The 22095-nt window shown below is 50.1% G+C and carries 21 protein-coding genes, 2 tRNA genes and 1 pseudogene; 16 read left to right on the top strand and 8 right to left on the bottom strand.

Features of this window, described 5'->3' with window-relative positions:
• Positions 1-43: 43 nt before the first annotated feature.
• Together HA050_RS20485 and HA050_RS20480 are read right to left on the bottom strand one after the other, a co-directional pair.
• Positions 44-120 (bottom strand) — tRNA-Asp (locus HA050_RS20485).
• Between the two features lie 44 nt (positions 121-164).
• Positions 165-240 (bottom strand) — tRNA-Val (locus tag HA050_RS20480).
• Between the two features lie 161 nt (positions 241-401).
• Between HA050_RS20480 and HA050_RS20475 the strand changes: the two genes are divergently transcribed.
• Genes HA050_RS20475 through gspE form a run of 3 tightly spaced genes read left to right on the top strand, consistent with a single transcriptional unit; the run spans position 402 to position 4763 of the window.
• Positions 402-1250: a type II secretion system protein N gene (locus tag HA050_RS20475; RefSeq protein WP_240929201.1), complete on the top strand. Its 849-nt coding sequence runs from the start codon at positions 402-404 to the stop codon at positions 1248-1250.
• 13 nt (positions 1251-1263) lie between these two features.
• A complete protein-coding gene (gene gspD / locus HA050_RS20470; protein WP_166830200.1) occupies positions 1264-3309 on the top strand; it encodes a type II secretion system secretin GspD in 2046 nt (681 codons plus the stop codon).
• Positions 3306-4763, top strand: coding sequence for a type II secretion system ATPase GspE (gene gspE, locus HA050_RS20465; RefSeq protein ID WP_166830199.1), 1458 nt, complete (start codon positions 3306-3308; stop codon positions 4761-4763). The genes gspD and gspE overlap by 4 nt, the downstream gene beginning before the upstream one ends.
• A 130-nt stretch (positions 4764-4893) precedes the next feature.
• Here gspE and HA050_RS20460 read toward each other — a convergent pair whose 3' ends face one another.
• The gene (locus tag HA050_RS20460) at positions 4894-5112 is read right to left on the bottom strand and encodes a hypothetical protein (RefSeq protein WP_115226212.1); all 219 of its coding nucleotides are present in this window, start codon (positions 5110-5112) and stop codon (positions 4894-4896) included.
• Between the two features lie 107 nt (positions 5113-5219).
• On the opposite strand from HA050_RS20460, the gene HA050_RS20455 reads away from it, so the two are divergent.
• The 7 genes and pseudogenes from HA050_RS20455 to HA050_RS20425 all read left to right on the top strand — a co-directional run bounded on the left by HA050_RS20455 (position 5220) and on the right by HA050_RS20425 (position 9577).
• A complete protein-coding gene (locus HA050_RS20455; protein WP_166830198.1) occupies positions 5220-5537 on the top strand; it encodes a PilZ domain-containing protein in 318 nt (105 codons plus the stop codon).
• Positions 5534-6088, top strand: a complete 555-nt coding sequence (locus HA050_RS20450) for an SRPBCC family protein (RefSeq protein ID WP_166830197.1) — start codon at positions 5534-5536, stop codon at positions 6086-6088. The genes HA050_RS20455 and HA050_RS20450 overlap by 4 nt, the downstream gene beginning before the upstream one ends.
• Positions 6089-6101: 13 nt before the next feature.
• Complete coding sequence (locus HA050_RS20445; RefSeq protein ID WP_166830196.1) at positions 6102-7013, top strand: polysaccharide deacetylase family protein; 912 nt, start codon at positions 6102-6104, stop codon at positions 7011-7013.
• 175 nt (positions 7014-7188) lie between these two features.
• Positions 7189-7623, top strand: a pseudogene (locus HA050_RS20440) (GNAT family N-acetyltransferase); the annotation flags it as partial.
• Positions 7583-8080, top strand: a complete 498-nt coding sequence (locus tag HA050_RS20435) for a MerR family transcriptional regulator (RefSeq protein ID WP_205836531.1) — start codon at positions 7583-7585, stop codon at positions 8078-8080. The pseudogene HA050_RS20440 and the gene HA050_RS20435, both read left to right, overlap by 41 nt.
• Positions 8081-8186: 106 nt before the next feature.
• Positions 8187-8951 (top strand): carboxymuconolactone decarboxylase family protein, encoded by a 765-nt coding sequence (locus tag HA050_RS20430; protein ID WP_205836530.1) that lies wholly within the window; start codon positions 8187-8189, stop codon positions 8949-8951.
• A 239-nt stretch (positions 8952-9190) separates the two neighbouring features.
• Positions 9191-9577, top strand: a complete 387-nt coding sequence (locus HA050_RS20425) for a hypothetical protein (RefSeq protein WP_166830193.1) — start codon at positions 9191-9193, stop codon at positions 9575-9577.
• A 52-nt stretch (positions 9578-9629) separates the two neighbouring features.
• Here HA050_RS20425 and ampC read toward each other — a convergent pair whose 3' ends face one another.
• Positions 9630-10805 carry a class C beta-lactamase gene (gene ampC / locus HA050_RS20420; protein WP_166830207.1) on the bottom strand — a complete coding sequence of 392 codons (1176 nt, stop codon included), beginning with the start codon at positions 10803-10805 and terminating at the stop codon, positions 9630-9632.
• A gap of 203 nt (positions 10806-11008) precedes the next feature.
• Here ampC and HA050_RS20415 point away from each other — a divergent pair, with 203 nt between their 5' ends.
• The 3 genes from HA050_RS20415 (at position 11009) to HA050_RS20405 (ending at position 14155) form a co-directional block, all read left to right on the top strand.
• Positions 11009-11776 carry an SDR family NAD(P)-dependent oxidoreductase gene (locus HA050_RS20415; protein ID WP_166830192.1) on the top strand — a complete coding sequence of 256 codons (768 nt, stop codon included), beginning with the start codon at positions 11009-11011 and terminating at the stop codon, positions 11774-11776.
• Between the two features lie 49 nt (positions 11777-11825).
• On the top strand, positions 11826-12320 hold the full coding sequence (locus HA050_RS20410; protein WP_166830191.1) for a GNAT family N-acetyltransferase: 495 nt from the start codon (positions 11826-11828) through the stop codon (positions 12318-12320).
• A gap of 197 nt (positions 12321-12517) precedes the next feature.
• Positions 12518-14155 (top strand): methyl-accepting chemotaxis protein, encoded by a 1638-nt coding sequence (locus HA050_RS20405; protein WP_205836528.1) that lies wholly within the window; start codon positions 12518-12520, stop codon positions 14153-14155.
• A gap of 54 nt (positions 14156-14209) precedes the next feature.
• Here the strand turns inward: HA050_RS20405 and mnmH are convergent, their stop codons facing one another.
• On the bottom strand, positions 14210-15253 hold the full coding sequence (gene mnmH / locus HA050_RS20400; RefSeq protein ID WP_166830189.1) for a tRNA 2-selenouridine(34) synthase MnmH: 1044 nt from the start codon (positions 15251-15253) through the stop codon (positions 14210-14212).
• Positions 15254-15405: 152 nt separating this feature from the next.
• On the opposite strand from mnmH, the gene selD reads away from it, so the two are divergent.
• The 3 genes from selD to HA050_RS20385 all read left to right on the top strand — a co-directional run bounded on the left by selD (position 15406) and on the right by HA050_RS20385 (position 19247).
• Positions 15406-16443, top strand: coding sequence for a selenide, water dikinase SelD (selD, locus tag HA050_RS20395; RefSeq protein WP_166830188.1), 1038 nt, complete (start codon positions 15406-15408; stop codon positions 16441-16443).
• Positions 16444-16885: 442 nt separating this feature from the next.
• On the top strand, positions 16886-18202 hold the full coding sequence (locus HA050_RS20390) for an NAD(P)/FAD-dependent oxidoreductase (RefSeq protein WP_166830187.1): 1317 nt from the start codon (positions 16886-16888) through the stop codon (positions 18200-18202).
• 259 nt (positions 18203-18461) lie between these two features.
• Positions 18462-19247 carry a ferritin-like domain-containing protein gene (locus HA050_RS20385; protein WP_166830186.1) on the top strand — a complete coding sequence of 262 codons (786 nt, stop codon included), beginning with the start codon at positions 18462-18464 and terminating at the stop codon, positions 19245-19247.
• Here HA050_RS20385 and HA050_RS20380 read toward each other — a convergent pair.
• The 3 genes from HA050_RS20380 to HA050_RS20370 form a co-directional block, all read right to left on the bottom strand.
• Positions 19244-19690 (bottom strand): hypothetical protein, encoded by a 447-nt coding sequence (locus HA050_RS20380; RefSeq protein ID WP_166830185.1) that lies wholly within the window; start codon positions 19688-19690, stop codon positions 19244-19246. The genes HA050_RS20385 and HA050_RS20380 overlap by 4 nt on opposite strands.
• 140 nt (positions 19691-19830) lie before the next feature.
• Positions 19831-21405 carry an ABC transporter substrate-binding protein gene (locus HA050_RS20375; RefSeq protein ID WP_166830184.1) on the bottom strand — a complete coding sequence of 525 codons (1575 nt, stop codon included), beginning with the start codon at positions 21403-21405 and terminating at the stop codon, positions 19831-19833.
• A 152-nt stretch (positions 21406-21557) separates the two neighbouring features.
• Positions 21558-21938, bottom strand: coding sequence for a hypothetical protein (locus HA050_RS20370; RefSeq protein ID WP_166830183.1), 381 nt, complete (start codon positions 21936-21938; stop codon positions 21558-21560).
• Between the last annotated feature and the right edge of the window lie 157 nt (positions 21939-22095).

Genomic DNA, 22095 nt, shown 5'->3' with positions numbered 1-22095 from the left:
TACCAACTGAGCTAATCACCCACTGAACAACAATAATAATACTTGGCGGAGCGGACGGGACTCGAACCCGCGACCCCCGGCGTGACAGGCCGGTATTCTAACCAACTGAACTACCACTCCGCAGCGGCATCATTATTTTCTTTTCAAGCAACTTGCTATGTTAGTGGTGGGTGATGACGGGGTCGAACCGCCGACATTCTGCGTGTAAGGCAGACGCTCTACCAACTGAGCTAATCACCCGCTAAAACAACAAATCTTTACAACCAGACAGCGGCTCTGCTTACTGAGCTGCTTGCCCTGTCTCGAAAGAGGTGCGCATTAGATCACGCCGAAAAAATCGTGTCAACACTTTTTGAATGAAATATCTATGCGGTAGTCAGTTACTGGGGTTTGCGGTATAAATGTTGATTCCCATTTGTGCAAAGTACCTTGCCTTCGTGAAAGCTTTCCGTGTGTCTCATATCACTACTCTTATAGCAAAAGTACAGCCAGCCTTACTTTGCATCTTGTTGTGGCTTTTAGCAGGCTTGTTTTGGCGTGTTTTTGAGCCTGGTCCCAGTGCTTTGCGTTTGATTTTACCTGCTGAAATTTCTGCTCAAAAAGCGCAGGATTTTTCTGCGGCTCAAGATTGGTTTGGCAGCGAGGGTGGGCAGGTGGCTGCTGCACCAACGATTCAGGCTAAGCTATTAGCGGTCATTGCAGGCCAAAAAGGATATGGCGCGGCTATTTTTACCGGGCTGGAGGCCAGTGCGGTAGCGGCGCAGGTAGGTCAAACCCTGCAGGGCAATATAAAGCTGCTGGAAATTGCCAGCGATCATGTGGTGCTGGATGAAAATGGCCGCCGCCAGACGCTGATGCTGGAAGGGCATAATCCAATTGTCCCTGTTGTTTCTGGCTCTGGTATTACAGCGGCTCCAAGTACGCCTGTTGCTGCAACTGCAACACAGACTTCTCTTTCCCGTGGCCAGCTGGCTGGCGCGATGCAAGGCGCTAATGTAGCCGATTGGGCGAAGGGGCTTTCCACCTATCGCGAAGGAGGCATCCAGATTGATAATATCGCTGCTCAGCCTTTCTCCAGGCTTTTGCAATTGCAAAATGGCGATGTGATTAAAACGATTAATGGCCAGAATCTGGCCCAGGTCGCCGATATTTCTCTGATTTACACCGTATTTAGTCAGCAGCCCCAAGTGTTGCTCGTTGTGCTTCGCAACGGCAGCTCGGTCAATTTGCAATATCTTATTCAGCCTTGAGTTGTTAAATCCCATGATTCTGCGCCCCTTCTTACTAGCCTGCCTTTTAACCTCCCAGTTAGCTCTTGCTGCCGACGATAAGGTCACGCTTAATTTTGTTAATGCTGATATTGAATCAACCATTAAAGCGATTGGTTTAATTTCAGGTAAAAACTTTGTTATCGATCCAAGGGTGAAAGGCACGCTCAATATCGTGTCCAGCCAGGCGGTAAGCAAAGAAATGGTGTTTCCGATTTTATTATCGGCGCTGCGCCAGCAAGGTTTTACCGCCGTTGAATCAAGCGGTGTGGTGAAAGTATTGCCAGAGGCCGATGCCAAGCAGCATTACAGCAACACGGGTAACCGCAGCATGAAGCTGGCCGGTGACCGTATGGTGACGCAGGTTTACCCGCTGAAATACGAATCTGCTGTGCAAATGGTGCCGATTCTGCGCCCTTTGATCAGCCCGAATAATACGATTGCGGCTTATCCTGGCGGCAATACGCTGGTGATTACCGATTACGCCGATAATATTCGCCGTCTGAACGAAATTATTGAGCGTATTGATCAGCCAGGCAGCTCCGATGTTTTTTCGGTTGCGCTTAAATATGCATCGGCCATCGATGTGGCGCAAAACCTTGGCCGCCTGATGCCAGAAATTATGGTGCAGGGTGTGAATCAAGGTGTGCCGTTGGCAGAAGGTGTAAAACGCAGCGTGGTGGTGCCGGATTTACGCAGCAATAGCTTATTGGTACGCAGCGAAAACATCCTGCATGCCCAGCAAATTAAAAAGCTGGCGGCAACCATGGATAGCCAGGGCGCAGCAGGTGGCAATATCCATGTGGTGTATTTAAAAAATGCTGAGGCGGCCAAGCTGGCCAATACCTTAAAGGGGATTATGACAGGGCAGGATTCTGGCTCTTCCTCAACGACACCATCCAGCAGCAGCATGACAGCCAGCCCGTCGGGCGGAATGCCAGCCAGCGCACCTGCCGCGCCAACATCGGCAGCGGCAAATGTTCAGATTGGCGGCGTGAATGTGATGATTCAGGCCGACAATATGACTAATTCACTGGTGATTACTGCGCCGGATAATATCTACAACAATCTGCGCACAGTGATTGATAAGCTGGATGTTCGTCGTGCTCAGGTTTACATCGAAGCAATGATTGCAGAGGTGAATGTTTCTAAGACGGGTGAGTTCGGTATTCAATGGTTGCTGGCAGGGGGAAATGAGAATGTATCTGCTGTTGGGGCTTCATCATTGAATGGGTTGGGTACCTTGCTTAAGGGAATTGCTACGAAAGATCCGTCTGTTATTCCTGGCGGTTTAAGTTTAGGTATTTTAAATGGCAATCCGGTTAATGGGCGTGTGCCAACATTGGGTGTATTGGCTAGTGCTTTGCAAAATAGTGGTAATGGAAACGTACTTTCCATGCCCAATTTAATGACCTTGGACAATGAAGAAGCCAAGATTATGGTTGGGCAAAATATTCCGATTATTACAGGCTCACAAGCTTCATCAGGTGCAAATGCTAATCCTTTTGTATCAGTTGAACGTAAAGATGTCGGTGTGAAGTTGCGAGTTCGTCCTCAAGTTTCTGAGGGGGGCAGCATAACACTGACGGTATATCAGGAGGTTTCGGGGATCGATACCAGTGTTGCTACTGGCGGAGCGGGTCTCGCTACTAACTCACGCTCAATTGATTCTAAAGTTTTAGTCGATGACGGCCAAATTATTATTCTGGGCGGTTTGATCAAAGATAATGTGACTTATAAGCATAGCCAAGTGCCATTGCTGGGGGATATTCCATACTTGGGCGCTTTATTTCGTTACGAAAGTCGTCAGTCAGAAAAAGTTAATCTAATGGTGTTTTTGCGGCCTGTAGTGCTCAGGGATAGCGAGGCCACAAGAAGCTTGTCTTCAGAGCGTTATCAGTATTTGCGCGGAGAGCAAAGTCAATTCGATCGTCCAAGTAGCTTGCTTCTACCTGATTTGCCTGTGGTGAGCTTGCCCGAAGTGATCGATGCCCGCAAAGCCACGCCACTGGCTCCAACCGAACCGGCTGTTAAACCATGAGCCGTTTAGTACCCTATCATTTTGCCCGTGATCGCGGCGTGGTGGATGCTCATCATGAGGCCGATTCGGTTACGGTATTGTTTCGCAAAGGCGGTGATTTTTCTGCGCTCAACGAATTACGCCGGGTAGCCGCCAGGCCGCTTAATATTTCGGTGGTGGATGCGGCAGAGTTTGAAGCGCACCTGTCCCAATTATTTGGCCAGGGCAGTGGGGCGGCGATGGTAGTGGATGATCTGGAAGAAAACCTCGATCTGTCGCGCCTCGCCCAAGAATTACCCGAAATCGAAGACCTGCTCGAAACCGAAGACGATGCGCCGATTATTCGTCTGATTAACGCGCTGCTCACCGAAGCGCTGCGGGAAAACGCCTCTGATGTGCATATCGAGCCCTTTGAGACGCGCTCTGTGGTGCGTTTTCGGATTGATGGCCGCTTAGCCGATGTAATCGAGCCTAAACGCGCCTTACACGCGGCGCTGGTGTCGCGGATTAAGGTGATGGCGGGCCTCGATATTGCCGAAAAACGCCTGCCGCAAGATGGGCGGATTACGCTCAGGATTGCGGGCCGCCCTGTTGATGTGCGGGTTTCAACCCTGCCTACTGGTCATGGCGAGCGCGTGGTATTGCGGCTGCTGGATAAATCAGCCGGGCGTTTGAATCTGGCCAAGCTGGGGATGGCTGCCGATACGCTGGCCACATTAGAAAGCCTGCTCGCCCAGCCACACGGCATTATCCTGGTGACGGGACCAACCGGTTCGGGTAAAACCACCACGCTCTATGCCGCGATGAGCGGTATGGATGCCAGCTCCAGTAATATCATGACGGTAGAAGACCCGATTGAGTACGATCTGGATGGCGTAGGGCAAACCCAGGTCAGTACGCGTATTGATATGACTTTTGCCCGCGCCCTGCGCGCTATTTTGCGCCAGGATCCGGATGTGGTGATGATCGGTGAAATTCGTGACCTGGAAACCGCGCAAATTGCCGTGCAAGCCTCTTTAACCGGTCACCTGGTGCTGGCGACCCTGCATACCAACGATGCGGCCAGTGCGGTAACGCGTTTGGTGGATATGGGCATCGAGCCCTTCTTGCTGGCATCGTCTTTATTAGGCGTACTGGCCCAGCGTTTAGCACGCCGCCTTTGCCCGGCTTGCCGTCAGCTGCAAGTGCCGGATGCTTTAACCACTGAGCAATTGGGCAGCGACAAACCTGTTTATCGCGCCGCAGGTTGCGCTGAATGCAAACAAAGTGGCTATCGTGGCCGTAGTGGTTTGTATGAATTGCTGGTGATCGATGAAACGATCCGCAGCATGATGCACGAGCGCGCTACCGAGCAGGCCATGAAGCATTACGCCAGCAGCCAGGGCATGCTCAGCCTGCGTCAGTACGGCGTGCGCCGGGTACTGGATGGAGAAACCACACTGGAAGAAGTACTGCGTGTAACTCGGGATGTATAAGTCTTAAAAGGCGCGCCATGTCTTGCGGCGCGCCTTTTAATCATGGCGGGTATTTATCAGTCACACTGTATTTTGCAAGGACGTGAGGCAATCCAGTCGGCGTATCCCCTGCAGCCGGCTCACTTTTTAGCTAAGCAAAAGTATCAATTTTATTGCGATATTCACTAAGGACTTCATTCATTGCATTAGAGCGCTGAATGCTGGCCAGACCTACATCCGTAGCCGCTTCAGATTTTTTAGAGACTCTGTTGGCAATTTGTTCCAATTGCTGAGTGGTTTGCTGTGAGGTCTGTTTTAGCGCTTGGTTCAGATTTACAACGTAGGATTTAATTGCAGAAATATCCGACATGATCACTCCTCCTTGGGGCATTCTCGAACTAAGATTGTGAATACGGCATGAAATTAGTTTAGCTGATATTCTTTCTTTTTCGATCGCCATCCAACAGGATTTTCTGCATGAAAGCCGGTATGAGTGATCACAATAAACGGGATGCATTACGTGTGCCCGTTGAGTGTAAAGTTAAAATCCGACCACTTGATTATGGGTCTGCTTATTATGGCGTCTGCACAGATTTAAGCGTTACAGGCTTAACAGTGGTAACCAATTATGTGCCAAGGCCGGATGAAAAATTTGATTTGTTTGTGATGCCTCCTCTTGAGGGAGCAGGGCCCAAAGAGCCATTAGCAGTAAGGGTCAAAGTGGTGCGCTGCCACCAGATAGAGCAGGGGGCGATGTATGAGCTGGGCTTGTTCATATTAAAGGTGATTCGATGAAATTTGCGTTTTTAGCACTTTTGCTCAGCTCGATTGCAGCGGCCGGTGAGGTCAGGGTAGATGCGCGTAAAGACGCAGAATTAGTCAAAATTGATGCCGAATTCACGGTGCCGGTCAGCAAAGAGCAGGCATGGCAAGTGATGGTTGATTTTGAACATATGCCACAGTTTTTGCCGCAATTAATCAGCAGCCATATTGTTGGCCAGTCGGGCAATCGCCTGCGCGTATCCCAGGTTTTGAGCGTGCCTTTAAGCTTGTTTAGTTATCATTACGAATCGGTGCGGGATATCGATTTAAAACCCCTCAGTGAAATTCGCGCGACATCGGTGGGCGGCAGTGAAACCTATAAAAGTGTCGCACTACTGAAACCAGCCCCAGGGCAGACCATGATAAGCTATCACGCAGAATGGCAGCCGCAATCCAGCCTGCTTGCTGGCTTTGCTCTGGATACCATGCGTGATCAGGTTCGCCAGCAGTTCACCGCGATGCAGCAAGAAATGCTTAAAAGGCATGACCAGCAAGCAGCCGCCTCTGTCCCACAAACTCATTAAAAAAACCATCTGAATGAAACTTCTCGCTTTAAAAATTGATGTCGATACCTACCGCGGCACGCGTGAAGGCGTGCCCCGCCTTGTAGAATTACTCCAGCGCCTGGGCGCAGATGCCACCTTCTTATTCAGCCTGGGGCCAGATCACACCGGCCGCGCCATTAAACGCGTGTTCCGCCCCGGCTTTATGAAAAAAGTATCACGCACCTCGGTGGTAGAGCACTACGGTATTCAAACCCTGCTCTACGGCACGCTCTTACCCGGCCCGGATATTGGCCGCCGCTGCGCTGATATTCTGCGCAGTGTGGCAGCAGGTGGTTTTGAAGTCGGCATTCACACCTGGGATCACATCAAATGGCAAGACTATGTAGCAGGTGAATCCGCCGCTTGGACGAGGGAACAAATTGATTTAGCCGCTGTGCGCTTTGCCGAAGTCTTTGGCACACCTGCCAAAACCCACGGCGCGGCAGGCTGGCAAATGAATCCGGAAGCCTACCGTCACCAGCAGCGCATGGCTTTAACTTACGCATCAGATACGCGCGGCACCCATCCATTCTGGCCTGTTGTAAAAGGCGAGCCGGTGCGCTGCGTGCAGCTGCCCACTACCTTGCCAACGCTGGATGAATTGATCGGCGTGGGTGATTTAACGCCAGATAATGTGCACGAACATCTGCTCAAACTCACCACCGCCGAGCCAGAATTCGGCCACGTCTACACCCTGCACGCCGAGCTGGAAGGCATGAAATTACTGCCAACTTTTGAGCGCCTGCTGCAAGGCTGGCTGGATCAAGGCTATAAGCTGGTCTCTACCCTCGAGCTGTTTAACGCTCTGGATACCGCCAGCCTGCCTTATCACAGCGTAGAAATGGGCGAGCTGGAAGGGCGCAGCGGCACGCTGGCACTGCAGGGGCCACGGTTTCCTGTGTAGAAAAACGCCTAAAGGTGCGGGTATTTCAATGATGACTTCCATCTTGCTTCAAGCCCCCCGGCTTGCTTTACGTGATTTTCAAAGTACGGATCTCGATGCTGTGCATGCCTATGCAGAGGATGAGCGGGTCGTTGTTCATCAGGAGTGAGGCCCTAATAGCTTTGAGCAAACACGTCTATTTGTGGATAACTGTGTGGCTGAGCCGGGCCTTACTCCGCGTCTTAGCTTTAATTTAGCGGTTGTCTTCAATGATGGTTGTTTGATTGGAGGCTGCCTAGCTTTGCTGGATGCCGAAGGCTATGCGGCTGAGGTTGGGTACTCTTTTTATCCCGATTTTTGGGGGCAGGGCTATGTCAGTGAGGCGCTGCAGCGCTTACTGACGTTTTTGTGGAGAGATCTTGGCTTACGCCGTGTTTCTGCATCTTGCCGACCAGAAAACTTGGCTTCTATTGCGCTGCTGAAACGCGCAGGTTTTAGACTTGAAGGACACCTGCGCGAGCATAAATTGATCAGAGGGCATTACCGAGACTCTTTAGTTTGGGGGCTGCTGGCGATTGATAGCACGCAGGATGCGGCTTGTTTTACTGTCTTATCAATATTTGATCGTTGATGGCACTAAGCCCCATGCTCACTTTTCCCTTGCGCTGGAGTGCACTCCAGCTTTTATGCTGATGGCCATGGTGACCTTATCCATTTCTGAAGTTGCAATACGCAGTGGTTTATCGGTGGATACGCTGCGTTATTACGAGAAAATTGGCCTGATCGATGTGGTGCCGCGGGCTTTAAATGGCCAGCGCCGTTATCGGGAAGAAGACTTACGCTGGATCGATTTTTTGCTGCGTTTACGTGCTACCGGCATGGGCATCGCTGATATGCAACGCTATGCCAGCTTGCGGCGGGAAGGGCAAACGCTGGCCAGTGTGCAGCCGCGGCGTGAAATGCTGGAAGCGCACGCTGCAGCGCTGGCTTTGCAAATTGCCAGCTTGCAGGAAAACCTCTCGCTATTGCACAGCAAAATCGCCACTTATCAGCAAATGGAAGCGTCACTCTCTTCAGAGCCGCACTAAAAACGGTTTCTTCGCAGCAGCATCGCCCATGTGCATTTCTTTTGCATTGCATGGACAGCCTCGAAGCGATTGTTTGTGGATGCGCTCTTCACTCAGGGAGAATGGCATGCATCAGTTATCAGGCTGGAAAAAACTTAAAGAAGTGGATGATCAGGCGGGGGAGCGGGTGATAAACAGCCTGCGTGATATCGCACCCGATCTGGGCCGCTATATTATTGAATTTGGCTTTGGCGAAATTTACTCCCGCCCCGGCCTGACTTTAGCGCAAAGAGAGCTGGCCACCGTTGCCATGTTATCTGCCATGGGCAATGCAGCGCCGCAGCTAAAAGTGCATTTAGAAGCCGCCTTAAATGTGGGCTTAAGCCGCGAAGAAATTATCGAAGTGCTGATCCAGACTGCGGTTTATGCGGGCTTTCCTGCTGCGCTCAATGCCGTGTTTGCAGCAAAAGAAATCTTTGCCCAATACCACGCACCAAGCAGTCCTCTGGCTCCTCTGGCCGTTGCCAAAGCGTTTGTCACAAGCTTGATTGCTGGCCAGCCGCCTTTAGATTATTTAAGTGAGGCCATAACCTGGCATATTCCGGGGGACCGCCAAATTGTGCCTTGGGCCGGGCATTGGGAGGGACGCGCCGAAGTTGAGCAATGCCTGAAGCAGATCACTGCAGCCGGGCAAGCCACACAATTTGTGATTGATCGCTGGTACGACGGTGAAAACGAAGCGCTTGCCCGCGGGCATTTTGCATGGCAATACAAGAATGGCCATGCGTATCAGGGCACATTTATGATGCGTTTTGTGGTGCTGGATGGCGAGATTCAAAGTTATGAAATGTTTGAAGATAGCTTTGGCATTGCAAAAGCCTGGCAGGCATAGGTGGCTGGATTAGCGTTGTGCTTTATTCAGATTTTGCCATTTGTTGCGAATATGTCTCAGCGATATATGATGCAATGAAATGCTAATTCAGAGTGGGTAAGCTATTTGTCAGGGCTCGTTTTGGTTTTGTGTTCCAGGATTCCTTTTTTTTCATGCATGCTTGCATGTGTTGATGCCTGGCGCGGTGGATGCCGATTGGCTTCATCGGCGATTAATCTCAGACGCTTAATAAGGATGATATGCAAACCACTCTTTTGCTTGCTGCTGTTGTTGCTGCGGCTACTGGCGTGATTCATTCTTTGATGGGCGAGATGCTGATTTTTCGCCATGTTCGGCAAGGCGGATTTGTTCCTTCAGAGGGGGCGGCACCGCTGCGCGAGCGGCATATCAGAATTCTCTGGGCCACATGGCATTTGGCATCCGTATTTGGATGGGCTTTTTCAGGCATTTTGCTCAGCCTTGCCTTGGGATACCCGGCTTCCGGATCACTTATCTTAAGCGCTGTGATGGCGGCTAATTTTGGGGGCGCCCTTCTTGTATTTGTTGGTACAAAAGGGCGCCATCCTGGGTGGATTGCACTTTTGGCTGTGGCGGTATTGGCCTGGCTGTCAGCAAATACAGGATGATCATTTTTGAAAAATATCCTGCCTGTATCGCTGACAGCAATTGGCACGGTGTTTATTGATTTGGTTTTTGATCCAATTGTCCGAGTATTTGATAAGCCGCCGTCACCCGTGATGAAATTGGGTAGTTTTTATTAGCCAGAATCACAATGCCTATTTTCCTGGCGGGAATAAATGCCGCATAGGCAGCAAAGCCATTGGTGGAGCCGGTTTTATTGATCCATGCATTAGTTTGCGGGGCTAAAGGCGGGCTGATTTTATTGGCCGCATTAGCCTGATAGGCCATAGCATCTTTATTACCCTCTAATAGAGTACTTAATTTTTCCGGATAAGCGTATTGCTCCCAGATTAAGTCTTGGGTTAGTGCTCCGGATTTAAAATAGCCGCTGTGAGTATTGATCAGCGCTTGTTGCACTTTATGGTTTATTTTGCCAATTTGCATATTGGCATTCACAAATTGAATCATATCTGCCGGGCTGGATTTTATGCCATAGGCTTCGGATGCTAAAACACCTGGGTTAACCCGGACTGGTGCGTCTTTTTTATTATAGCCCTGGGCGTAATTTTTCATTTGTGCTGCGGACACATTGATATAGCTATTTGTCATTCCCAACTCAGGGAATAACTTCTTTTCAATCGCATCTTCAAAAGAAGTATTCATGCTTTTAGCGGTAATTACGCCGAGCAGGCCAATGCTGGGGTTGGAATAAACGCGATATGTGCCTGCAGCATATTCAGGCTGCCAGTTTTTGTAATAGGCCATTAACTGATCATTATTTGTAATCTCGTCAGGCACTTGCAGTGGCAAGCCGCCAGCGGTGTGCGTGGCCAGATTAAGCAGGCTGACCTTATCAAAGGCACTGCCGCGTAAATTGGGTAAATGCTGGCTGACGCTATCACTAAAAGAAAGCTGGCCATTGATTTGGGCGTATGAGGCCAGTGTGGCGGTAAAGGTTTTACTAATCGAGCCAATTTCAAACAATGTATCCTTGCTAACTGCTTGTTTTCCCTCTTTTGATGCTACGCCATAATTATAAAAGTAATTCTTGCCATCAATACTCACTGCAACCGCTATTCCGGGGATATTGAATTCTTTTTGTATGGGGGCGATTGCTGTGCTGACTATTTTTTGAATATAGGCCTGATCTGTGTTTTCTGCTGCGTGGCTTAATGGGCTAATACATCCCAGCAGTGCCATTGTTTTTATGAAATGTATTGTTTTATTGCGCATCATTTATTACCTTCGGGTGTGATGATCATTGCATATTAAGGGGCTGTATGGCGATATTTATTAGTCAGCTGTTTTTTCTGTTCTTGAATAAGCTGCATATAGTAATAAGGGCTGAGCAATCTGGTAAATATACTCATCTGTAACCTGTGTAACCTGGCTATTGCTTATATAATCTGATGATCTCAATGTCATGATGTGATTCCATGCAAAGTCTTTACGGTAAAGTTGTACTTATTACGGGCGGAACCACGGGAATTGGTTTGGCGGCCGCAAAGGCGTTTGTTGCGAATGGCGCTAAGGTGGTGGTGGCGGCACGTAATAGAGAGCAGGGGGCGGCGGCAGAGGCAGCGCTTCGTGCCATGGGGGAGGCTGTGTTTTATGGCTGTGATGTGAGTGATCCATTATCGGTTGAAGCTCTGCTGCGTTTTACTGTGGAGCATTTTGGTCCGCTAAATGCGGCGGTTAATAGCGCCGCATGCGATTTTATGCCTGCCGCCACGCATGAAATGAGCTTTGCGATGGCGAACAGTACGGTATCGACCGATGTCTTAGGTGTGTTTCATTGCATGAAATATCAGATTGAAGCGATGCTGCAATCAGGTGGCGGCACGATTGTGAATGTGTCATCGGTGAATGGTTTATCTGGCGCGCCGGCTGCTGCGGTGTATAGCGCCGCCAAGCACGCGGTGATCGGGCTGACCCGCTCCACAGCTAAGGAGTATATAGGGCGGGGCATCAGGATTAATGCTGTTTGCCCGGGGGCAACTGAAACACCACGCCGCACGCGCAGAACCGCACATCTGACAGAGGATCAGTTACTCGAGCATCAGGCGCAGCTGGCCCAGGCGATTCCTATTGGCAGGCTTGCCCAGGCGGATGAAATTGCCAATGCCATTCTCTGGCTCAGCTCCGCTGCAGCATCTTATGTTGTGGGGCACAGCCTTGTGGTGGATGGGGGCTTACAGGCTTGAGGTTTAATGCAAGAAAAGTCCTCTTATATTCAGTAAAAAGAGCAATTAAATGATTCAATTCTCTCTTTTTCGGGCCTCTGTACCCGATGATTTTGCTCGTATTGAAAATATGATGCAGTTTTACGTATACGATTTTAGTGAGTGGCTGCCATTACACTTCAGCGATTCAGGTTTATATACCTTGCGCCCCAAGGAGGCATATTTTGCTCATCCCGCAACAAAGGCATTTAGTATTATTGTGGATGGGAATATTGCTGGCTTTGCGTGTATTGACAATGAAGATTGCGATGCTGATTGCACATATAACTTAGGCTATTTATTTATTGCTCGAGGCTATCGAGGGCAGGGATTAGGAGTGGCGGTAATTAAAGAAATTCTTCGCCAATTTATGGGGCGCTGGCAAATATTTTATATTAATCAAAATGATGGGGCTGCTCGATTTTGGAAAAAAGCAATTCCTCATTTAAGTGGAGGTGAGTTTACTCAGCGCCAACAAGAAATTGATGGGTGTGATTGCACTGTATATAAATTTGAATCTTTGTAATTGTCATTCATTTTTACTTGTTTCCAATCCTGCTTAGACTCTCGATGACGATGGCTGATCAGTAATGCTACCTCTTGGTATACGGGCTTGCACGTAGTCGTAGATTTACAACAAATTACAGAAAGGCTGACTCTTTAAATCCTTACATCGGCATAATCCAGTGAATAAGTAATTAATAATAAACACGGGAGGATGCAATGATGGGGCAAGCTGGCATGACTTTACGCACCAGACTGGTGTGGGTGGCAGGGATTACTTTGCTGGCTTTTATCTTGTTGGGCGGTCTGTTGTTGTCTCATTTTAAAGATGAAATGCTGAGCAGCCGTAAAGATAAAGTGAGAAATTTAGCCGAGGCAGCACAAACTATTGTGGCGCATTTTGAGCAGCAGAGCCGCGATGGAAAAATGGACCAGCCCACAGCTCAGGGCGCTGCTTTGCAGGCTTTAAGAGCGATTCGTTACGATAAAAAAGAGTATTTTTGGGTGAATGATCTTAGCCCCAAAATGCTGATGCACCCCATGAAGCCAGAGCTGGAGGGCAAGGATTTATCGCAGCTGAAAGATCCGAATGGCAAAGCACTGTTTTTGGAAATGGTGCAGGTGGTTAAAAGTACTGGTGAGGGTTTTGTCAGCTATCAGTGGAGTAAGCCAGGCAGTACCCGGCCGGTGGATAAAATTTCCTATGTGCAGGGTTTCAGCCCCTGGGGCTGGGTGATAGGCACCGGCGTGTATATCGATGATGTGGAGGCTAAGTTTCACAGCGCCTTGTGGGTGATTTTGCCACTGGGTTTGGTGTTGATGGGCTTTGTTGCGACGGCCTTACTGATGCTGGGGCGCTCATTATTTAAGCTGCTTGGCGGCGAGCCGCATGCTGCGGTGGCGCTGGCCAGAAGTGTGGCCAATGGCCATTTAGATCAGCTTGTGGCCTGTAAAGCGGGGGATAAAGACAGCCTGATGGCCAGTTTGCGGGATATGCAGCAAACCTTACGCACCATGATTGCTGAGGTAATCAGCGGTGCCGGGCAAATGAGCGCGGCAGCCAGCGGCCTGAGCCAGAGTGCAGCCGAAGTGGCACGGCGCTCGAATGAGCAAAGCGGATCAGCATCCTCGATTGCTGCGGCGGTAGAAGAAATGTCGGTGTCGATTGATCATGTTACTGCCAATACCAGTGATGCCCGTGGCTTAGCCGAAAACGCCAGAGAGATGTCCGGGCGCGGGGCGGTGGTGATTCATCGGGCAACATCCGAGGTGCATAAAATTGCTGAGCTGGTGAAAGGCTCGGCAGTCAGTATCGAAGAATTAGGCCGCCAGTCTGACAAGATCACCTCGATTGTGGGCACGATTAAAGATATCGCCGATCAGACAAACCTGCTGGCGCTGAATGCGGCCATTGAGGCGGCAAGGGCGGGCGAGCAGGGGCGTGGTTTTGCTGTGGTGGCCGATGAAGTACGTAAGCTGGCCGAGCGCACCAGCCAGTCAACCGTTGAGATTGCCGCCATGGTCGGGCAGATTCAAACTGGCACCCGCGAAGCCATTGTGCAAATGGAAACTGGCGTGCAGCAGGCGAATGCCAGTGTGCAGCTGGCCAATGAAGCAGGCACCGCGATTGAAGAAATACGACTTGGGGCGGAGCAGGTGCGCAGCGTGGTAGACAGTATCAGTAGTGCAATTCGTGAGCAGAGCATGGCTACCACAGAAATCGCCAAAGCGGTGGAGCAGATTGCCCAAAGAGCAGAGGCTGAAGCACAGGAAACTCAGCTCAGCGCCCGTTCCGCACAAGGTTTACAAAATTTATCGACTCATCTGCATCAGTCGGTACAGCGGTTTAAGCTTTAGATATTGAGTATTTTTGGATGCAAAGAGGGGAGGCCGCAGGCTTCCCCTTTCGTTTTATGCCGCGAAATCCACAATCAATTGCCTTGCACACGCATTTAAATCACCCGATGGATCAATCAGTAGCGGCCTGGCATCACTTAGTCTGAGGTAATTGCTCTGGCTGCTGCGTTTGTAGGCCGGGTCGTAGTGTTTGCTGATCAGCTCAGCGAACAGCTCTGCTTTTTTGCCCTCATCGATCAGCCCGTTCCAGTGTGCCAGCACCACTTTGCCATGTGTTTCAACCAGCCGGGACAGTCTGGTTTTAAAGTTGGCCGGGTAATCAAACAGGCTGGCGTAGTCATCGCATAAAAAACGGATCCGGTCTTCAAAGCGGGCTTGCACCAGGATGCAATCGGCGGCACGAATGGCCAGCATCAGGCTGGCGGGCAGCTGGATTTGGCCTACGCGCTTACTTTCGGCTTCTACAAATACCGGCCGGGCAGGGTCAAACCGGGCAAGCTGGCGGGTCAGCTGGCTGTCGAAGCTTTTTTGCGAGGGCTGGCTGGTTGCAGGAAAGCTGCCAAGGACAGATCCGCGGTGCCTGGCGAGGCCTTCCAGATCCAGCGTTTGTGCGCCGTTTTGGGCCAGCGCATGCAGCAAACGGGTTTTACCGCAGCCGGTGTGCCCCGCCAGCACAATGAAACGTGAGGCTGCAGGCAGTGTTTCTAAAAGCTGCAATACCTGGCCGCGATAAGCTTTATAGCCACCCTCTAATTGCCAGGCTTTCCAGCCAATAAGGTTAAGCCAGGTGGCCATCGATCCGGAGCGCTTGCCGCCACGCCAGCAGTAAATAAGCGGTCTCCAGTTTTGTGGTTTGTCTTTAAATGTGCTTGCAAGGTGAGCGCCAATGTTTTTGGCTACAAGGCCCGCGCCCAGTTTTGTGGCGGCAAAGGGGTCTTGTTTATAAAGTGTGCCAACAATCACGCGCTCTTCATTGCTAAGCACAGGAGCGTTGATTGCTCCGGGGATATGATCATCCGCAAATTCAAGCGGGGTGCGTACATCGATTATTTCTTCAAAGGCGGGCAGGTCAGCCAGGCTTACCAATAAATTTTTCACGTTATTTCACTTTAGGCTCGCGAGTAGTTGAATTGTCCCACGCCCGTGCCAGCGCCGTGGATAAATCCGCGCTTACTGCTATTTATCCCGCGCTCGTCAAAGTAAGGGCAGGCTGATAAGGTAGGCCATAAATATTTGTTCAGGAGTATGTAATGAGCACAAAGTTAACGTCTTTATCGCATGGTGGTGGCTGCGGCTGCAAAATCGCCCCGGCCGTTTTATCAGAAATGCTGGCCAAATTACCCTCTGCCGCCATGTTCCCCAAGCTTTTAGTGGGCACTGAAACCTCGGATGATGCCGCCGTATACTGGCTGAACGACGAGCAGGCGCTGGTGGCCACCACTGACTTTTTTATGCCGATTGTGGATGATGCTTTTGATTTTGGCCGTATCGCCGCCACCAATGCGATTTCTGATATTTACGCCATGGGCGGCACGCCGATTATGGCTTTGGCGATTGTCGGCATGCCGGTGAATATATTGCCGATTGAAGATATCCAGCAGATTCTGGCTGGTGGTGCGGCGGTCTGTAGCGATGCGGGTATTCCGATTGCTGGCGGGCATTCTATCGACGCACCCGAGCCTGTTTACGGCCTCGTGGCGATGGGTTTGGTGCATCCTAAGCAGCTTAAAAAAAATAGCGATGCCAAAGCGGGCGATGTGCTGATCTTAGGCAAGCCGCTGGGTATCGGTATTTTGGGCACGGCCATGAAAAAAGGCCTGCTGGATGAGGCTGGCTATCAGCAGCTGATTGATACCACCACCCAGCTTAATAAAGTTGGCAGTGATTTGGCTAAATTGGCAGGCGTACACGCGCTGACCGATGTAACGGGCTTTGGCCTGCTTGGCCATCTTTTAGAAGTCTGCCGTGGCGCTAAACTGACGGCCAGTGTGGTGGCCAATGATTTGCCACTGCTCTCTGCCGCTGTGGGTTTTGCCCGGCAAGGCATAGGCCCCGGTGCGATCGAGCGTAATTTAGCCAGCTTTGGGCAGCATGTGGATTTTGCCGGGCAAGTGCCGGATTGGCAGCAGCGCATCATGGCCGATGCCCAAACCTCCGGCGGCCTGCTTGTGGCCTGCTCTGCTGAAACCGTGGATGAAGTGATGGCGCTATTTAAGGCACAAGGCTTTGCACAGGCTGCGGTGATCGGGCAGCTTGCCGAAGGTGAGCCGAGGGTACTGGTGGCTTAGTTTTCGGGGCTACAGGCATCCTTTAGCTGATGAGTAAGATTATTCTGCCAGCTCTGATCCTGTGTTCAACCTTGAACAACAGAGTAAAACGTGGGCACGGAGTTTCACAAAGAAAACCATTTATATCTACCGTTTCCTTTGTGCATAAGTATCTGCATAAGTCGATATGCACGCTCCACCCTTTTACAAAGGCAGAAGTGTGGCATGGAATAGATAAAAGAAGTTGCGCAGCTACTTATGTTCTTTGTGGTCTCGAGTGTTTAAGATTTTGCTCCCTTCTTTTTTTTTGCCACCCTGCTCACTTTTTTGGCAAAGGGCTGGAGTTGCTTGTAAGTAGCGTATTCCATCACTGTAATCAAGCCTCTTTAAATGGTTGTTTTACATGCCCTTTTCATGACAGCTTCACGCATAATAAGAGCAGTTAATCAACGGGAGGATGGCTATGACTGCATTGCAACGCATCGTCATTGTAGGGGGAGGTGCTGGTGGTTTAGAGCTGGCGGTTAAATTAGGTGAAAAGCTGGGCCGCAAGGGCAAAGCGCATATCACTCTGATTGATGCGGCGCGTACTCATATCTGGAAGCCCCTCTTGCATCAGGTGGCAGCAGGCACTTTAGACAGCCACGCCGACGAGCTGGAATATATCGCGCTGGCCCGCTGGCATCATTTTGATTTTCGCCTTGGCCGCATGACAGGGCTGGATAGAGAAACAAAGCAAGTGGTGCTGGCCCCAACGCTGGATGAGGAGGACGGCAGCGAGCTGGTGCCTGAGCAAACCATTGCTTACGATGCGCTGGTCATGGCGCTGGGCAGCCAGACCAATGATTTTGGCACGCCGAGTGTGGCAAACCACGCCATTATGCTCGATACCCCGGAGGCCGCAGAGCGCTTCAATAAACGCTTTATTAATAGCTGCTTACGCGCACAGGCAAGACGTAAACAGGCCGGTGAAGGGCGGTTTACCGTCACTATTATTGGTGGCGGTGCCACAGGCGTAGAGCTGTCGGCCGAGCTGCATATGGCGACGCGTATTATGAGCAGCTTTGGTTTTGCCAATATTCACCCTGAGCGCGATTTAAAAATTGTGATTGTGGACGCCGCGCCAAGATTATTGTCGGCCCTGCCGGAGCGCCTTTCTGATGCTGTGGCACTTGAGCTGCGCAAAATGGCGGTGGAAATTCACGCCAATGAGCGGGTGGTGGATGTGTCTGCCGCTGGGGTAAAAATGGCTTCGGGCAAGTTTATCCCCAGCGATCTGGTGGTGTGGGCTGCGGGGATTAAAGCGGCAGATTTCCTGAAAGAGATTGCCGGGCTGGAGAGCAATCGCCTGAATCAGCTGGTAGTCAGCCGCACATTACAAACTTCGCGTGATCCAAGTATTTTTGCACTGGGTGATTGTGCAGCTTGCCCGCTTGGCGATGCAGGTGCCACGGTGCCGCCGCGTGCCCAATCCGCGCATCAGCAGGCGATGTTGCTGGCGAAAAGTATTCCTCTGTATTTGGCGGGCAAACCCCTGCCAGAGTTTAAGTATCAGGATTACGGTTCGCTGGTTTCCCTGGGGGAATATAGCACCGTGGGCAGCTTAATGGGCGGCATTGCCCGGGGCAGCGTATTTATCGAGGGCCAGTTTGCCAAAATGATGTACTGGTCCCTTTATAAAAAGCATCAGGTGGCGGTGAATGGCTGGTTTAAAACCTGGCTGGCCACATGGGGCGAATACATTGATCGTGTGAGCAAGCCAAGAATTAAGCTGCATTAAGTATAAATGCAGCTTGCGTTTAGCTTATTTACATCGCTGTTGTTAGCGATGTAAATAAGCGTAACCCAACACTCGAAAGAACGTTGGGTTACACGATCTATCACGGAGTGAGGTAAACCTTACACGCAGACCGCTAACCCAATCTACAAGTGCTGATCTCTGTGTCTGCAGATCTTTTTCAGAGCTGGCACACAGACGATCTATTTGCCAAGCCCCGCCCGACTGTCCAGAATACGTTCTTTGCTTATCGTTGCCTGTTATGAAATCCATCCGCCATCAAGCCTTGCTCGCGCTGCAAATGGCCAGTCACCAGGATAAAATCGCCCTTGTGCGTGCGATCGAAGATCTGCACCCTCTTGCTTGCAATGAACACATTATCAGTACAGAACAAACGCCGGGCTTGAGCGATCGCCCGCCTTTAGTGCCGCCTGTGGATGTGCCCCGTCGTAAAATCAGCACGCCAGAAGGGCATGCTGCTTTGATCCATGCGCTGGCGCATATTGAATTTAATGCTATTAATCTGGCGCTCGATATTTTGTGGCGCTTTGCCGGCCAGCCCGAAGACTTTTACCGCGACTGGCTGAAAGTGGCCCGTGAAGAGGCTTATCATTTTGAGCTGTTGCAGAACCATCTGCTGACGCTGGGCTACGCCTATGGCGATTTTTCGGCGCATAACGGCTTATGGGATATGGCAGAAAGAACCAGGGATGATTTACTGGCAAGGCTGGCGCTGGTGCCCCGTACTTTGGAGGCGCGTGGCCTGGATGTGACGCCGCAAATCAGGGACCGGCTCAGGCATTGTGGTGACAAGGCTGGCGCTGCTATTTTGGATATCATCCTGAGGGATGAAGTGGGCCATGTGGCCATTGGCAATCGCTGGTATAAGGCGCTGTGTGAAGAGCGGGGTTTGGATACGATTGCGGCCTATGAGCAGCTGGCTTTGCAATATCAAGCTGCAAAGCAGCGAGGGCCGTTTAATTTAGATGCGCGCAGGGCCGCAGGCTTTAGTGAGGCCGAGTTGTCAGCCTTACAGTCCGCGGATTAATGTTTGGTTTTTGGGCTGACCGGAGCGGGCGGCGGAGGAGGCGGCTCAGGCTTGCTGCGCCGCAGTTTGGGAATGAGTTTTTTAAGATCAAAAGCACCGGTTGCCACCACGCCCAGGCCACCTGCAATGATTAATACATACCACAAGATCAGCGTGCTGCCCGCAGGCTGCATCAGCGTGCTCGCATAAAGCATTAATTCGGCGGCTGCGGCTGCAGCCAGTAAAAGCAGTAAGCTGGATAAAAACCAGGCCAGCAGCCGCAGTTTTGCAAAGCGGGGCGTCAGCGTCAGCAGAAAATATCCGCCAATGCTAAAGACAGGGAACAAGAGCCAAAGCCCTATTCCCGGTGTGATTTCAAGAATGCCGAGCGGGGCGATCAGTAAGAGGCAACCCGCTAATAAGCCAAAGACAATCAGCAAACTGCCAAATAATAGTAATGCCATTGGGCTATACCCCATTCCAGATAGCTGCTATTTGTCTTTATAGACTAAGCACCCAGCGCACATACTTTTCATCTGAAAAAGAAGGGCAGTTGAAACTCTGTTTTAATGAGTTTTAACTGCCCTTATTGATGTCAAATGATTTACTTCACAATCACATTACTAAAATCCTGGCGGCTGAATGGATTGATTTTATAGCCGCTGATATTGGGTTTAGTCAGCACAGCGGCAATTGGATGCGCTAATGGAATCCACAATGCCTGATCATGAATGATTTTTTGCGCTGTTTCATAAAGCCTTGCTCTTGCCGCCTGATCGGCTATTTTTTTGCCATTGCTAATGAGCTTATCCAGCTGAGGGTCGCAATAGCGGGCAAAGTTCAGCCCTGATTCTACGGATGAGCAGGCAAATTGCGGTGTTAAGAAATTATCCGGGTCTCCGTTATCGCCACTCCAGCCCATAAATAAGAGATCGTGCTCGCCGGCCTTGGCGCGTTTAATTAACTCGCCCCATTCAATCACTTTCAGCTCGGCTTTCACACCGATTTTAGCCAAATCAGCCTGAAGTAATTCTCCGCCTGCCCTTGGATTAGGATTAAGCGTACTGCCCGCCGGGCGTATCCAGATGGTGGTGGAAAAGCCATTGGGAAACCCTGCTTCCGCCAGCAATTGCTTTGCTTTAGCAGGGTCATATTTGTAATCTTCTAAGTTGATATAACTCCAGGTATTGGGCGGATAAGGGCCATCTGCGGCGGTGGCAGTACCGTCAAAAACCTGCTTCAGATAAGCTTTTTTATCAAAGGCATAATTAAGTGCCTGGCGCACTTTTACATTATCAAAAGGCTTGTGCTGGATGTTAAAAGCAATAAAGGCGGTAGAAAATGCGGGGGTTTCTATCACTTGTATGCTTTTATCCTGCCTTGCCACCAATACATCCTGTGGCTTGGGTGACAGGGCAATCTGGCATTCACCTGCTTTTAATTTTTGTACCCGCACGCTGGCATCAGGGGTAATGGCATAAATCAATTTATCGGTCTTAGGTTTATTGCCAAAGTATTGGGCAGAAACATCAAAGCGAATTGTGCTGTCTTTTTGATAGCTTTTTAATACAAAAGGCCCTGTGCCGATTGGTTTAGTATTTAAATCACCGGTTTTGCCTGCGGCCAGCAATTGATTGGCATATTCGGCTGAGTAAATCGAGGCAAAGCCCATGGTGAGCAGGGCAGAGAAAGTAGCTTCGGGTGCATTTAATTCAAAGCGCACCGTTTGCGCGTCTATTTTTTTAACGGCCTTGATATGCTTGGGCAATTGAAAAGTTTGCGCGTGCGGATAGCCGTTGGGCGCACTCTTATGCCAGGGGTGATTGCTGTCCAGCATGCGGTTAAAGGTAAATACCACATCGTCGGCATTCAGCGGGCGTGTAGGTTTAAAGTAATCAGTACTATGAAAAGAGACATTCTTTTTTAAGGTAAAGGTATAGCTCAGGCCATCCGGACTGATTTCCCATTTTTCTGCAAGGCTGGGCACCAGCTTACCGGTAGCGGCGTCATAATCAATCAGGCGATTAAACAATACGTCAGCAGATGCGTTAGTGGTGGTCAGGGAATTGTATTGCACAACATCAAAGCCATCCGGGCTGGCTTCGGTGCATACCGTGAGCGGCTTGGCTTCTGCGGTAACAGCCCAGAGTAAAACAAAAAGCGATGAAATCAAACGCATGGCAGATTCTCGATGTGTTGCGATGCTTAGATAATACCGTGCTATCTATGGTTTAAAAATAGCTTTTTTTGCATATCGTTAGTTAAAAAAAGCTTTTTTGACTCTAACCAATTATTTCGGCTCACATTCAAAAAACTTACTCTATATGTTTTTTAGCACAACTCCTTAATCGCTAAACCAAAAGAGCTGTCTTCGTTCTTTTTGATAAAATCCCGCCCGCCACGTAAATTCACAGAAAGCGCTGCGCTGCCCTGATCATCAAATAAAAAGGTCCGAATCGGAGATACTGTTTTTTTACTGCAATTAATTTGTAAATCGGCCTCAATATGGGTGATATGGCCATTTTCTGTTTGCTTAGGCTCGGATAAATCATTTCGAATACGGGTGGTGATAATGTCACCTTTACGAATTTGGGTATCAAGTACAGAAATCAGATTGCCATTGGGCGTATTGCCTAATTCCCGCCACTGGCTGGCAAAGCATGGATGAGCAAGGCTCAGCATCAGCAGGCTTAGCAGGGTAAAACGTTTCATAATTTGTGCCATGTCAGTGTGAACCGGCTAATCATAAAAGAATGGCAAGATGGCTGCGTGCGGCAAAGTACCTGGGGGGAAAAAGACCACCCGGTACTTTGAGCAAACATTGCAGTTTGCTTAGCATTTTTTGTTTTTTTAATATTTTGTCATAAAA

The organism is Iodobacter violaceini (assembly GCF_011601265.1).
GTDB lineage: Bacteria > Pseudomonadota > Gammaproteobacteria > Burkholderiales > Chitinibacteraceae > Iodobacter > Iodobacter violaceini.
This window is presented reverse-complemented; position numbering and strand designations above follow the sequence as displayed.

What these genes read in the sequence shown, in the direction of transcription:
- ampC (WP_166830207.1), bottom strand. Translation starts at nt 10,805, where the DNA reads ATGCGCAATAAAACAATACATTTCATAAAAACAATGGCACTGCTGGGA.
- HA050_RS20415 (WP_166830192.1), top strand. Translation starts at nt 11,009, where the DNA reads ATGCAAAGTCTTTACGGTAAAGTTGTACTTATTACGGGCGGAACCACG.
- HA050_RS20410 (WP_166830191.1), top strand. Translation starts at nt 11,826, where the DNA reads ATGATTCAATTCTCTCTTTTTCGGGCCTCTGTACCCGATGATTTTGCT.
- HA050_RS20435 (WP_205836531.1), top strand. Translation starts at nt 7,583, where the DNA reads ATGCGGCTTGTTTTACTGTCTTATCAATATTTGATCGTTGATGGCACT.
- selD (WP_166830188.1), top strand. Translation starts at nt 15,406, where the DNA reads ATGAGCACAAAGTTAACGTCTTTATCGCATGGTGGTGGCTGCGGCTGC.
- HA050_RS20455 (WP_166830198.1), top strand. Translation starts at nt 5,220, where the DNA reads ATGAAAGCCGGTATGAGTGATCACAATAAACGGGATGCATTACGTGTG.
- gspD (WP_166830200.1), top strand. Translation starts at nt 1,264, where the DNA reads ATGATTCTGCGCCCCTTCTTACTAGCCTGCCTTTTAACCTCCCAGTTA.
- HA050_RS20460 (WP_115226212.1), bottom strand. Translation starts at nt 5,112, where the DNA reads ATGTCGGATATTTCTGCAATTAAATCCTACGTTGTAAATCTGAACCAA.
- HA050_RS20475 (WP_240929201.1), top strand. Translation starts at nt 402, where the DNA reads ATGTTGATTCCCATTTGTGCAAAGTACCTTGCCTTCGTGAAAGCTTTC.
- HA050_RS20390 (WP_166830187.1), top strand. Translation starts at nt 16,886, where the DNA reads ATGACTGCATTGCAACGCATCGTCATTGTAGGGGGAGGTGCTGGTGGT.
- HA050_RS20405 (WP_205836528.1), top strand. Translation starts at nt 12,518, where the DNA reads ATGATGGGGCAAGCTGGCATGACTTTACGCACCAGACTGGTGTGGGTG.
- HA050_RS20445 (WP_166830196.1), top strand. Translation starts at nt 6,102, where the DNA reads ATGAAACTTCTCGCTTTAAAAATTGATGTCGATACCTACCGCGGCACG.
- HA050_RS20385 (WP_166830186.1), top strand. Translation starts at nt 18,462, where the DNA reads ATGAAATCCATCCGCCATCAAGCCTTGCTCGCGCTGCAAATGGCCAGT.
- HA050_RS20375 (WP_166830184.1), bottom strand. Translation starts at nt 21,405, where the DNA reads ATGCGTTTGATTTCATCGCTTTTTGTTTTACTCTGGGCTGTTACCGCA.
- HA050_RS20430 (WP_205836530.1), top strand. Translation starts at nt 8,187, where the DNA reads ATGCATCAGTTATCAGGCTGGAAAAAACTTAAAGAAGTGGATGATCAG.
- HA050_RS20450 (WP_166830197.1), top strand. Translation starts at nt 5,534, where the DNA reads ATGAAATTTGCGTTTTTAGCACTTTTGCTCAGCTCGATTGCAGCGGCC.
- HA050_RS20380 (WP_166830185.1), bottom strand. Translation starts at nt 19,690, where the DNA reads ATGGCATTACTATTATTTGGCAGTTTGCTGATTGTCTTTGGCTTATTA.
- gspE (WP_166830199.1), top strand. Translation starts at nt 3,306, where the DNA reads ATGAGCCGTTTAGTACCCTATCATTTTGCCCGTGATCGCGGCGTGGTG.
- HA050_RS20370 (WP_166830183.1), bottom strand. Translation starts at nt 21,938, where the DNA reads ATGAAACGTTTTACCCTGCTAAGCCTGCTGATGCTGAGCCTTGCTCAT.
- HA050_RS20425 (WP_166830193.1), top strand. Translation starts at nt 9,191, where the DNA reads ATGCAAACCACTCTTTTGCTTGCTGCTGTTGTTGCTGCGGCTACTGGC.